We start from the raw sequence: 12,631 nt of genomic DNA, 5'->3' as shown, positions 1-12,631 counted from the left end.
AACCTGACGTTTGGCTGATGTTTGGACCATAATTCACTTTCGCAGGGTATTCATCCGGAGTATCATCAAGCGTCTGGAACGCCCGTAAATGCTTGATTACGAATGGTAAAAGCAGCTCAATCTCTAGCCGATGATCGGACCGGCGAGGAATTCTTCGTGGGCGAATGGCTGATTCAACCGAGATTGGGCGCCGTGTCGAAAAACGGGAATTCAAGCCATCTCGAGCACAAACCCATGCTGGTACTGGTGTGCCTGGCGGAGCACGCTGGTGGCGTCGTATCTAAAGATGAGCTGATGCGCAATGTATGGCCGGACACGTTTGTGACCGAACACGTGTTAACGCGAGCCATCCGGCAGTTGCGCCAGGCATTCGGAAACGACGATTTCATTCAGACATACCGTGGCAGTGGTTACCGCCTGACCGCGAAAGTGCATCCGGTTGCCTCACCGATCCGTTCAATCGCAGTTATGCCATTGGTGAATCTTTCCGGTGATCCGCAGCAAGAATATTTCGCCGACGGCATGACAGAAGCGCTGATTTCGGCAGTGGCCCAGATCGGAGCCCTGCGGGTGATCTCCCGGACTTCGGCCATGCAGTACAAGGCCACCAGCAAGCCGGTCGCACAGATTGGCGCCGAACTCGCGGTACAGGCCCTGGTGGAAGGATCTGTGATTCGCAACGGTGATCACGTGCGCATCTCCGCACAGTTGATCGATGCGGCCAGAGACCAGCATCTCTGGGCCAGAAACTATGATAGCGATCTGCGCGACGTTCTCGAAATGCAGGACGAGATGGCGCGTACGATCGCGGACGAGATCGAAGTGACGCTCACGCCGGAAGAGCACCGGCGCTTGAGCCGTCCCCGCCCAGTGAATCCCGTGGCGCACGAACTATATCTCAAGGGTCGCCACTGCTTCTTCCGATTATCGGAAGACGGTCTTCGTACAAGCCTCGCGTACATGCAGCAAGCCCTAGCCATCGACCCGGAATATGCGCTGGCATATGCGGGCTTGGCGGACGCCGTAGCAATCATGGCGACTGTGTCCGGTATGACTCCCGAGGTAATCCAGACCGCACGTTGGGCCGTGCAGCGCGAACTGGAACTTGATCCCGCACTTCCGCAGGGTCACCATCAGCTTGGCTGGATTCGGATGCACTACGACTGGGATTGGGCGGGCGCAGAACAGTCGATGAAGCGAGCGGTGGCACTAGACCCGAGTCATGCGATTGGATATGGCGTACTCGGCGAACTATATGGGGCGCTCAACCGGCATGAAGAAGCTGTCGCCGCCGCTCGGCAAGCATGCAAGCTGGACCCATTGTCCCTGTACTTACAGAGTGCCCTCGCTCTCACACTCTTATTGGCGGGGCGGCCTGCGGAAGCGGTGGACCAGTTGTTGGCGTCGGTTCGTTTGGAGCCAAATTACTATCGGCCCTACATCTTCCTCGTAGTTGCGCTCGCCGAACTTGGCTATTTTAGCGAAGCCATTGCTGCCGCTGAAAAGGCCGTCCGGCTTTCCGACGACCCACTTCCCAAAGCCTTCATGAGCTACGCCTACTTTTGCGCCGGACGGACGGCCGATGCGGAGAAGATTTTCCTGGAACTTCAGGAGTTGGGGAAGACCCGAGTTATCTCCCCAATGATCTCTGCTGGAGCGCATGTTCAGCGGGGCGATCTTGATCGAGCTCTGGATTATCTTGAACAAGCATGCGAGATACGCGAGTCCGAGGTCATTTATCTGCGCTCCTTCCCCATTTGGCGACCGCTGCACGACCACCCTCGCTTTAAGGAACTGATCCGAAGGATGAAATTTCCCGACTGAGTGACGCCTTCACTGTTAACTTCAGCGGATGCGCTTCCGTATTGAACACAGACGTCTTCAGATCAAACGTGCTGCGCGGCGCGTAAAGAAGATAGAAATACTTCAGCGTTTCCGCGAAGAAGAAGCTCTCCATCGAATTCGCCTTTTCCTTCGTCTCCACGTTCTTTAAGCTCGCATACGCATCGCCGGTCCGGCAGTACTTTTGCAGCGCGTCGAAATAGGTCTGGCCCATGTCGAGATACTTCGAATCGCCGGTAAAGAAGTAGAGGTAGTACGTGGACTCGATGATCTCCGGTCGCAGCGGATAAGCCGGATCGGTGATCTTCATCGTGGTGTAGTCAATCTCTTCGGGTTCGACGCCAGCGACGCTCCACATCTTGTAACTCGAATCCTGCAACCGCTTCGCGCGATCCAGGTCGCCGCTCAGTGCCAGCACCGCCGGGAAGAACGCATCGAGCGCACCATAGTGAGTTGAGACGCGCTTGCCGGTATTCATGTCCACTTGTCCGTACCAGAGTTCCCCGCGCACGTCGTCGGCCACATACCTGTTGACCGCCGCAATGCTTTCCTTCCACATGCGCGCGCAATCCTGGTCATCGAACAAGATGGAGGCCTTCAAGAGGTACTCGTAGTATGAATCGATCATGCCGCTGATATGGCTGGCTGTGTCTACCCATTGGCCGGTCTCGACATTGATAGAGGTGCCGACCAACCCAATCGGCGAACGTCGGTCGTAAACCGCAACCACGGCCCGCTTCGTCTTGTCGTAATACACAGGATTGCCGGTCAGCTTGCTCAGAGTGCCGAACTCCAGCAGCAGCGTTCCGACTTCGGCTGGATTGCTGACGGCTCCCTTCGTCGCACCCGTCTTCAGGTTCACGAAAACGTATGGCATTCCCGTCGGCGAGTTGAACGCCGGCAGCAGGCGATTACCGAGATCTTGTGCGAGTACCAGCAGGCGCTTGTCTCCGCTGAGTTGGTAATTACTGAGCAGTCCCCCGAGCAGGCGAATCGTGATCTCGAAATTCTTGACGTAAATGTCCCGGTTAAAATTGAGATGTTCGGCGATGTAGTCGCGCGTCGTCGCCGCTTCGTCGTTGAGACCCATCAGCGTCATCGTGTCGAGCGCATCGACAGGCGTCATGAGCAGGGAAGGACCGTACCAGTCCTTCGGAGTCCGCGAGATCGGCCGCAACTCATCGTGTCCCCACGCGTACGTCTTGTATCCATTCCACGCGTGGAGGAATTCCTGGCGAACGCGATTGGCCATCTCCTGCTTGCGGGCATCAGTCCAGGTGTTTTGGGCGGGAAGTAGCGTCGGGGTCAGGGCAAGAAGGGCAATGAGCGCAAATCGTCGCATGCGGGAAATGTACACGATGACGGCGCCAGCGGCCAGTCGTCCCTTCTCGATCAATCGCCGGTTCGTCCTTTCTAGAAATCGAAATCGCCATCAATCCGGAATTGCCGGCCAACGGAGTTGTAGAAATGGCCAAAGGCTGGCGAAGGGCCATACTGCTGGACGTCGCGCGGATTAAAGTGGTTCAGGACGTTGTTAATTGTGAGCGCGGCGCGAAACCGAATCCGGCGTTTGTGCCAGGTGAACTTTATGGGATATTGAAACTTGGTATCGAGACCAACGAAGGTAGGGCGCCGTCCGGTTTCGTTGCGCCTGCCAACATAATTCCAGTTCTCGTCGAGCTGCGAATAAGGGAATCCTGTGTGCAGATCGAGCACGGGAACAAATTCGACCTTTTCCGGTAGCCGAATGATGCGTTTAGATATGGGCACGACGCCCCAGCAAAGCAAGCGATCAGGCGCATCCGATGAGAGCGGTCCGAACTGGTTGCCACGAATCAGCGGGGCGGGAAAGTTGCCAAAGAACTGTCCATAATCGTTGAGCTCGCCTTTGGCGAGTGAGCGTACGTAGCTTGCGTAGAGCACAAATCCCTGGTTAGGTTCCCAGCGAACCATGGCTAAGAACTCACGATATTTCTGGCGACCATTGTTGTGGAGATCGAGCTGAGATGAGCCTTGGGATTGAACCGGGTCGAGGTAGAAGTCCCGATACCCTTCACGTTGCTCGTATCCCAAACGCATCAGCATTCCACTCCGAAGTTCCCGATCGAATTGGAGCGTCCAGCCCAGTTGATACGGAACGCGCACCAGTCCGTCACGGGTTGCGATAGCATGCGGGAAGTAAATTGGGGCGCCGACTGGGGTGGTACCGTCGAGGGAATATGCCGTTATCATGCGCGCCGGAAAATGCAGGAAGTTCGCGACGTTGAGGGGAATCTTGTCGAAAAAAACGCCGAATCCTCCGCGTATCGCAGTACGACCGTCTGCGGTGGGCGCCACTACAAATCCGAAACGCGGTGCAACATTAAGAGGCTCGGCGGACAAACTGTCGCGATCGATACGCACTCCCAGATCGACCGACAGGCGCTGTCGTATTTGCCAGGTGTCTTGAACGAAGATGGCCAAGTCATTCTTGGCACGCGAGGTCGGTCTTGCCTGGTCGAAGGCAATGCTGCTGCTCAAAGTACCGTCGCCGCGAAGTGCTCGAACTGGCGTGTTGCTGATTTCTCCGTCGAAGGTCGATCGCGCATAGGAATAACCGGCAGCGAGCATGTGGCGACCGGCCGATTGGATGGGCCAGAGATGAAACGTCTGAGACCACTGATAAAGTCGCGTTCGGCGATCCTGACTCGCGAAGAATTTCCCGGAGTTCTGGTCTGGAAATAGCGTCATGACCTCGGCGGAAAGGTCGGCGGGGACCAGACGTGAATCCAACCGCTTGGCAGAGAAGAGTGACTCGAGAAATCCGCCCTGCGGAAGAATCCATCGGTGAGTGGCCGAGGTGAAAAAGCTGCGCTGGCGATAATTCTCGGTTACCGGTTGTGGGTTGAAGGTGTCAATATTAGCGAACTTGGTCTCCTGTGGATCGACGGTGAGGAGAAAGGCGAGATGCTGACTGGGAGTGTTATTCCAGTCCACCTGCGTAAATGTGTTCACTAATTCCTGCACGCGGACATTGTCTGGGTTGGGTAACGACCAAACTCGCAGTGCGTCATATCCGTAATAGACCGATTGGAATAGGTAAAGGCGGCTGCGTTTTATCGGCCCGGCAAAGGTGACGTGCGGGGATGCGCTTTCGATGCCGTGGGTGCTGCCATCGATCCACCGAAATCTCGGGATCGGATCTTCAAACAGCCACTTCCACCTGTCGATGCCCCCACGCGTGGCAATCTTCACCACACCACTGCCGAAGCGTCCGTACTCAGCTGAAAAAGGATTAGAGAGGACTTCAATGGACTGTACTGCGATAGCGGGCAGACGGAGAGCCGGTTGTCCCGTGAAAGGATCAGCGACACTGGCGCTGTTTACCAGGGTGTTTGCCTGGTTGGTGCGTCCACCCTTGATGCGTATTCCCCCGTCCGGTCCGCGGACTACGCCGGGAATAAGCGGAAGGGCATCTTGGAAATCTTGATTCATGCGGACGACCGATCGTAAGGTCTGAGAAGTGATCGCGGGTGCAGCGGTGCTGGTGGAGGTGACATCTACCGTCGCCGGATTGCCGATGACGGTGATTGATTGCCTTTGCGGCGCCACCACCAGCTGAAAGTCGAGTTGCTTCTTGTCTCCTTCGCTCAGCGTTACGCGTCGGGTGGCAGGGCTGAATCCAGCAAGTGTGACCGTGACCTCATAGTCACCGGCTAGAAGTCCGGTGAAGGCATAGGCGCCCAGGTTGTCTGAAACTGTCGAGATTTCCGTGTTGGTGCTCAAATTCTTCAGCGATAGGCGTGCGCCGGGCCAAAGCGTTTGGACATTATCGGTGCCTACCGTGTGGATGACACCTGCAACGCTCGCGGTCTTCGCTGCAAATGCGGGGACGAAAGCCAGCAATATGGTAAAGCAGAGGTGGGCGTAAGGGATGAAATGCCTTCCGGCCATGCAGAAGCATAGTCGCAAGAGTCCTCCCAGCTATCAATACGTAATTTTGCCTGTTCTGTGCTGTTTCGGCCGCCGATGGCGAAAGCTAGACCCGCTACTTCCCGAACCCCTTCCGCCGTTGCTGCGAATAGCGATGGAGCGAATCCTCAATCACCGGGAAAGCGTCCTTGGCTGGTTGGATTTCGTCGACCTCGACCTTTTTGCCCTCCAGCAGCTTGTAGTCCTGGAAGAAGCGACGCAGCATCAGCAGCCGGTGCTCGGGCATTTCGGCGATCTCTTTGTAGCTATTGAACTCCGGATCCTTGGTCGCGACGGCGATGATCTTGTGGTCCTTTTTCCCGGCGTCGAGCATGGTCATCAACCCCACGGTCCGGGCCTGGATCAGCGTCAGCGGGACGACTGGTTCCTGGCAAAAGACGAGAACGTCGAGCGGATCCTCGTCTTCGGCGAGCGTCTGTGGAATGAAGCCGTAGTTCGCCGGGTAGTAGACGGCGGAATAAAGCACCCGGTCCAGCTTAATCAGACCGCTCTGTTTGTCCAGTTCGTACTTCACGCTCGACCCGAAGGGGATCTCGATGACTGTACTGAATTCGGACGGAAGATGCTCGCCGGGGGTGATGTCGTGCCATGGATGGATCATGAAAAGAAGGTACTAGGTACTAGGTACGAGGTGCAAGGTGACCTGGGGAGTTTCGCACATCTCTATGTAGCGCGATTGCGGAAGCGTCCGAGCATTCCCTGGATCCCAAGCAGGGCGGCAATAGCGAGGTAAAGCACGCCATAAACCGCGAGAATGATGATGCCGCGCTTTGCCGCCGAGTGGATGGGAAGGTGCCAGTTGAGAAACAATCCCGGAACGCTCGCGATGATCGCCGCGGCCCAGAGCTTGGCAAGGTACAGAGACGAAAACTCGACAGCGCCAATTCGTTGATGAAGTGAACGGCGCAGAAGGATGAACTCCACCCAGCCGGCTATTCCGGCAGAAAAGGTCAATCCGGCGACTCCCCACTGCCGATTGATGCCGAGCCAGACCGGCATCGGCAGGGCAAAGATGTAGCCCATGATCAACGTCAGTGTTACGCGGATTACGGCGAACCGAAGCGGAGTTCGAGTATCGCGCAGAGCGTAAAACGCCGACGAATACAGGCGCCCCGAGGTTGTAGCGATCAGCCCTACCGACGCGCCTGCCAAAACTGCCCAGACAAACCGTACGTCCTGCGACGTGAAAATACCTGACTTGTAGATCGTGGCGACGACGACATCGCCGAGAACGAAGAACGCAACCGCGGATGGTACTACGAAGTATGTGATCTGCTGGAGACCGCGCAGGATTCTCCTGCGCAATGCCGCCGCTATCTCCTCCTCCGTGCCCAGCGCGCTCGACATTGCGGGCAGTTCAGCGGCGGAGATCGCCATTCCGAAAAGGCTGACAGGCAACTGATTCAGAGTTTGGGCGTAAGAGAGGGCCGCGACTGCTCCAGTTGGGAGGAAACTTGCGAGCAGTGCATCCACGTAGGCGCTGATTTGGACCACTCCGCGACTCACGAAGACTGGCAGGAAATTCTTGACCACGGTGCGAACGTGCGACGATCGGGAACGAACCAGGCTTTGGATTGGCCGCAAGAGTGACCATACAACCGGGAGCTGAACCCCGAACTGCAGGCCCGAGCCCACCACCGAACCCCAGGCGAGGTCTATCGCAAGGTGGTCCTGCGCGGCGCCAGGACCTTTCCAGAGCAGGGTTGTGATCATGGCGGCGTTCCACACAACGGGGGCCGCGTATGACAAGAAGAACCTGCGATGGCTGTTCAGTATTCCGAGGCACCAGGCACTGAAAACGAGCAGTCCAGTACCCGGGAATAGGATCCGGATGAGCTGGACCGTCAGGACCCGCTTCTCGCCGTGAAAGCCAGGGGCGATCACGTGCACGAGAACGGGCGCAAGCAGGAGTCCCATCGCAACGATGATGGCGGTCACTACGGCGAGTAAAGCGCCTACAGCTTCGGCGAGGCGACTGGCTTCATCGTGTCTTTTCTCGGCGTTCAACCGTGCATAGACGGGTATGAACGACGCCGAGAGCACGCCTTCACCAAAAAGGTTCTGCAGGAAGTTGGGTATCCGGAACGCGGCCGAAAAGGCATCGGCAGCGACGGAGGCGCCGAGAAAATGCGCGAAGACGCGTGCGCGTATCAATCCTGCGATACGGCTGAGAAGCATTCCCGAGGCAACCAGAGTCGCGGCACCGCGTTGAGTAACCGTCTGCTTGAGCCGCGTGAATGTGGTTGCTGCCATTGTTTCCACTATAGCAATGGAGGTTCTGCAAGTGAGAGGTTTGCGAACCGGGGCATCCACTTTGCAACAAAAAAGCCCCGGCAAGTGCCAGGGCTTCCGACGAAATTCCGCCGTGACGAATGAAGACCAAGTGGAGCCCCAAAATCGGCTATCAACACCCGATGTGGGGCACCCGGCCTATGGGACGTTACTTGATGACCCGCATCTCCGACCAGTCGTAGCCGAACTTCTTGCCGCACTCCAGGCAAACAACATAATGCCCCGGGCCGCTGGCGGCTACTGGCTCCCAGTCACCGGCGGCCCGAGCCATGGATTGGCCCGAGGCGGCGGTGAAGGGCTGCGAAAGCCGCCGATGGCTGCATCGGATCGAGAGAAGCTGTAGAACCTTTTCAAACATGATTGCTTCCCCAACTTCCTGTATTCCGAGTGGGGATGTTACTCCGATTCGCCCGGAATGCTATACCGACAGGGTCGCAGCCCGCGAGCCGCGACCCCGGTAGAAATCTACGCGCGAGCCGCGCTCTTCTCTTCGCTCTTGCTGTCCGGCATCGATTCGACCTTCTGCCCGGGCTTGCGGATGTCGATCCCGCCCTTGAAGAAGGCACCGTCTTCAATGCTGATGCGCTGTGCAACCACGTCGCCGGTCAGCGATCCTTCATTGCGGATGTCGACGCGGTCGGTCGCGGTCAGATTGCCGCGCACCTTGCCGAGGACGACGATCTCACGGGCGCTGATGTTGGCCGAAACGACGCCATTGCGGCCAACCGTCACCCGGTTGCCGGAAAGGTTGATCGAGCCTTCCACACGGCCATCAATGTAAAGGGACTCCGAACCGGTCACCTCGCCCTTGATGACCAGCGACTTGCCGATCGTCGCCTGCTCCTGGGTGTTCAGGGCAGCGTTGCGGGGAGCCGAAACTGGAACCGGCTCAATCGGAGTCGACTGCTGCGGGGTCGGCTGCGACGAGGGCTGCGGCCTTTCGGGTGTGGACGGTGCATTAGGAGCGTTGGAGGGCTTCCACATTTCTAAAAATTCCTTTCAGGGGAATGGTTGTTGGTGATCAGTTCGAGACCCGCACGTACATTACCAAACCGGACGTTCAAGCTCTGAAACCAGAATTGCTGGATTGGCGTGAGGTTCGCCACTTGCAACGGCTTTCCCCATTCGGAGTCTTTCACTTCTTCCCGGTAATCTTGTCGCGCCAGCGGCAATTCTTATATCCGACGAATGCCCTAAAGGGGTCTCTTGTTCGCGCCTAGCCTACTATAGGCCCGAAGTAGTACGGTTGAAAGCATCGAAGGTATCGGTGCCAGCCATGAACAGAGGTACAGTTCGGGTGCAAGAATAGCACTCATCCGTTTTGGGTGATCTATGCATGCCTCTTTTGCTTGCATGGGGACTCAAACTGGGAACTGGGAACCGAGAACTGACAAGAATGATCGCCGAATCCCGCGTCCTGAAACAAATCGAGAAGTCGCCTCGTCAAAGCGCCGGTTACAAGCAACTCATCCGCGAAATGAGCCTCCGCGGTAGCGACCGCCGAGAACTCCAAGAAATGCTCGACTCATTGGTGCGTCGCGGCAAACTGCTCGAAACGGGGCGCGACCGCTATACCCTCGCTCAAGCCGCCGCCAACCAGAACATCGTAGTCGGCAGGCTGAACATGCACCGCGATGGCTACGGATTCGTAACGCCAGATATCGAAGAGGTCCGCCGCTCCATCGCCGGCGACATCTACATACCACCCGTGGCGATCGGACCGGCCATGCACGGGGATAAGGTGCTGGTCGAACTCGGCCGCCGCAAGGATGAGGGCCGGGTCGAAGGCCGAGTGCTCAAAATCATCGATCGTGCCCACGGAACCGTCGTCGGCACCTTCCATTACGGCGACCGCCAAAACTACGTCCGGCCGATGGACGAGAAGATTACCGTCGACGTTATCATTCCGCGTGGTAAGGAGTGGCCGGCGGAGAGCGAAGAAGACGAACAAGACGCTTTGCACGGCTCGGGCCGCGCGAAAGCGAACGTTGATCGTGTACTTGGCTGTGAAGCGAAGCGCAAGCAATTCGACGACCTTGAAGGCGTAGTGGTCGATGTCGAGATTATGGAATGGCCCACCGCCACCCAGAATCCCCGGGGCCGCGTAGTCGAAATCCTCGGCTACGAAGATGATTTCGGGGTCGATGTCGAAATCATCATTCGCAAATTCCATATCCCGCATCGCTTTCCGACCGACGTTCTCTCGGAATCCCAGGCGTTTGAGCCTGTTATTCCGGCGCGCGAGTTGCATCGGCGCTGGGACTTCCGCAAACTGCCCATCGTCACCATCGACGGTGAAACCGCTCGCGACTTCGACGACGCCGTAACCGTGCGTCGTCTGCACAATGGGAATTTCGAACTCCAGGTGCACATCGCCGATGTCGCGCAGTATGTGACCGACGGCTCAGCGATCGACCGCGAGGCGCGCATGCGCGGCACGTCGGTCTATTTCCCCGACCGCGCCGTACCCATGCTGCCGATGGAACTCTCGACCGACATCTGCTCTCTGCGCCCAAAAGTTGACCGCCTCGTCATGTCCTGCCTCATGGAGATAGACCGCACGGGGGAAATTCTCGGCTACGAAGTCGCTCCTGGCGTGATCCGATCGGTCGAGCGCATGACCTACACCAACGTGAATCTCATCCTCGAAGGCGACCGCGCCGTACGCGAGCAATACGCCCGCATCGTCGACGTCTTCGAATTGATGAAGGAAGTCGCGCTGCTTTTGAACGCCAAGCGCAAGAAGCGCGGTTCGATCGATTTCGATCTTCCCGAGGCCGTCATTGAGTTCGACGAGAACGGTCTGATGCAGGGTGTCACGCGCTCCGAACGGAACATCGCTCACCGCATGATCGAGGAGTTCATGTTGGCGGCCAACGAGAGCGTTGCGTCCTACCTCGAGACAAAGCAGATCGCGTCGCTTTATCGCATCCATGAGAAGCCCGACCCCAAGCGCGTGCTGGATTTCGAAACCATCGCCGCGACGTTTGGATACTCGCTGGGCGTCGGAGCCCTGCGAGTGCAGCGATTCACGCCCAAGGCCGATCGCCGCGACCGCTACGGAACAGGACAGAAGGCACGCACCGTCGAAGTTCCCGAGGACGTTCCAGTCACGCCGCGCATGTATCAGAAGCTCACGGAGAAGATTGCCGGAAAACCTGAGGAGCGCATTCTCTCCTATCTAATGCTGCGTTCTCTCAAGCAGGCCCGCTACTCCGAGGAGAACGAGGGACACTTCGCGCTCGCTGTCGGTACGTACACGCATTTCACCTCCCCGATCCGCCGCTATCCCGACCTCATCGTCCACCGTATCCTGAAGTCAGTCCTCGACGACAGCCCCGAGCGCATGGACGGTCACGTTCCAGTCGGCGAAGGAGAACTCACCGCCGAGCAGAAGGAGTTGAAGTCGCCATGGACGGAAGCAGCCGAGAAGCGCGGTCCGAAGAAAACGCGCGAGCACCGCGAGGATCGTCCTCCACTCGGTGGTCCTATACCCGAGACCGTTCTTCGCGACATCGCCCGGGAGTCGAGTCTCACCGAACGCCGCTCGGACGAAGCCGAGCGCGAGCTTCTCGAATGGAAGAAAGTCAAGTTCATGCAAGACCGTGTCGGCGAGGACTTCGAGGGCATGATCGTCAGCATCACCAAGTTCGGCATGTTCGTCGAGCTGAACGAACTCTTCATTGAAGGGCTGATCCCGCTGAACTCGCTGACCGACGACCGCTACCTCTTCCACGAGAATACCCGGCAGATTATCGGCCAGCGCACTCGTCGAACCTTCGCCATGGGTAACCGGGTTCATGTAATCCTCGACCGCGTCGATGACATGCAGAAGCGCATCCAGTTTGCCCTTTTTGAAGAACCCCCGGCCGGACGAAAGAGCCGTCGTGGAAGAAAGTAAGAATTCATCGACTGATGTGTAGGGCAGAAGTCTGACGCCCACGACTGGCTCTCCTTCCCTTGCAGAGAGCCGGTTTTCGGGTGTTATCATCAAATGTTTGGAGATACGAGAAATGGCACACATGGTGAAATGCGTAAAGTTCGGCAAGGAGATGGAGGGCCTCGACGAGCCGCCCTTCGACTCACCCCTGGGACAGAAGATTTACGAGAACGTCAGCAAACAGGCGTGGCTGGCCTGGACCGATCACATGAAGATGCTGCTCAACGAGTACCGCCTGCAGCCCTGGAAAAAAGACCACCAGGACTTTATCGTCCAGCAGATGGAAGCCTACTTCTTCGGCGAAGGCTCGGAAGCCCCGAAGGAGTACGTCCCGCCGTCACAGTAGCACCGGGCGCTGGAACGGCGTGGCGCATGGTTCTTCAGGTTCACGCACTTCTTCTGCGCATGAACCTGGGTTGGTGCTCTCCGCAATCGTTTCGCTTCCGGCTACCGCTTTCATGTAGAATTGAAGTACCCCACCGACGCGCCAGCGTCGGGCAATTATCGTCGGGACGTGGCTCAGCCTGGTAGAGCACTCGCTTGGGGTGCGAGGGGTCGGCAGTTCAAATCTGCCCGTCCCGACCA

General features: G+C 57.6%; 9 protein-coding genes and 1 tRNA gene. 4 read left to right on the top strand and 6 right to left on the bottom strand.

All coding sequences use genetic code 11. From position 1 onward, the window contains the following. Positions 1–102 precede the first annotated feature (102 nt). Complete coding sequence (locus ROO76_17060; GenBank protein ID MDT8069874.1) at positions 103–1,824, top strand: winged helix-turn-helix domain-containing protein; 1,722 nt, start codon at positions 103–105, stop codon at positions 1,822–1,824. On the opposite strand, the gene ROO76_17055 is transcribed toward ROO76_17060, so the two are convergent. The 6 genes from ROO76_17055 to ROO76_17030 form a co-directional block, all read right to left on the bottom strand. After that, on the bottom strand, positions 1,787–3,238 hold the full coding sequence (locus tag ROO76_17055; GenBank protein MDT8069873.1) for a glycoside hydrolase family 47 protein: 1,452 nt from the start codon (positions 3,236–3,238) through the stop codon (positions 1,787–1,789). The genes ROO76_17060 and ROO76_17055 overlap by 38 nt on opposite strands. A 17-nt stretch (positions 3,239–3,255) precedes the next feature. Continuing rightward, positions 3,256–5,793 (bottom strand): TonB-dependent receptor, encoded by a 2,538-nt coding sequence (locus ROO76_17050; GenBank protein MDT8069872.1) that lies wholly within the window; start codon positions 5,791–5,793, stop codon positions 3,256–3,258. A gap of 76 nt (positions 5,794–5,869) precedes the next feature. Beyond that, complete coding sequence (locus ROO76_17045) at positions 5,870–6,415, bottom strand: inorganic diphosphatase (GenBank protein MDT8069871.1); 546 nt, start codon at positions 6,413–6,415, stop codon at positions 5,870–5,872. A gap of 62 nt (positions 6,416–6,477) precedes the next feature. Continuing rightward, positions 6,478–8,067 (bottom strand): murein biosynthesis integral membrane protein MurJ, encoded by a 1,590-nt coding sequence (gene murJ / locus ROO76_17040; GenBank protein MDT8069870.1) that lies wholly within the window; start codon positions 8,065–8,067, stop codon positions 6,478–6,480. A gap of 187 nt (positions 8,068–8,254) precedes the next feature. Then, positions 8,255–8,464, bottom strand: a complete 210-nt coding sequence (locus ROO76_17035; protein MDT8069869.1) for a hypothetical protein — start codon at positions 8,462–8,464, stop codon at positions 8,255–8,257. Positions 8,465–8,571: 107 nt separating this feature from the next. Further along, the gene (locus ROO76_17030) at positions 8,572–9,090 is read right to left on the bottom strand and encodes a polymer-forming cytoskeletal protein (GenBank protein ID MDT8069868.1); all 519 of its coding nucleotides are present in this window, start codon (positions 9,088–9,090) and stop codon (positions 8,572–8,574) included. Positions 9,091–9,502: 412 nt separating this feature from the next. On the opposite strand from ROO76_17030, the gene ROO76_17025 reads away from it, so the two are divergent. From ROO76_17025 to ROO76_17015, 3 genes are all read left to right on the top strand, one after another. After that, positions 9,503–12,007 carry a VacB/RNase II family 3'-5' exoribonuclease gene (locus ROO76_17025; protein ID MDT8069867.1) on the top strand — a complete coding sequence of 835 codons (2,505 nt, stop codon included), beginning with the start codon at positions 9,503–9,505 and terminating at the stop codon, positions 12,005–12,007. A gap of 112 nt (positions 12,008–12,119) precedes the next feature. After that, a complete protein-coding gene (locus tag ROO76_17020) occupies positions 12,120–12,392 on the top strand; it encodes an oxidative damage protection protein (protein MDT8069866.1) in 273 nt (90 codons plus the stop codon). 162 nt (positions 12,393–12,554) lie between these two features. Beyond that, positions 12,555–12,631: transfer RNA gene (locus tag ROO76_17015), tRNA-Pro, on the top strand.

This window comes from Terriglobia bacterium, assembly GCA_032252755.1.
Lineage (GTDB): Bacteria > Acidobacteriota > Terriglobia > Terriglobales > Acidobacteriaceae > JAVUPY01.
Note: the sequence above shows the minus strand (reverse complement) of the source record. Positions and strands in the feature narration are given on the sequence as shown.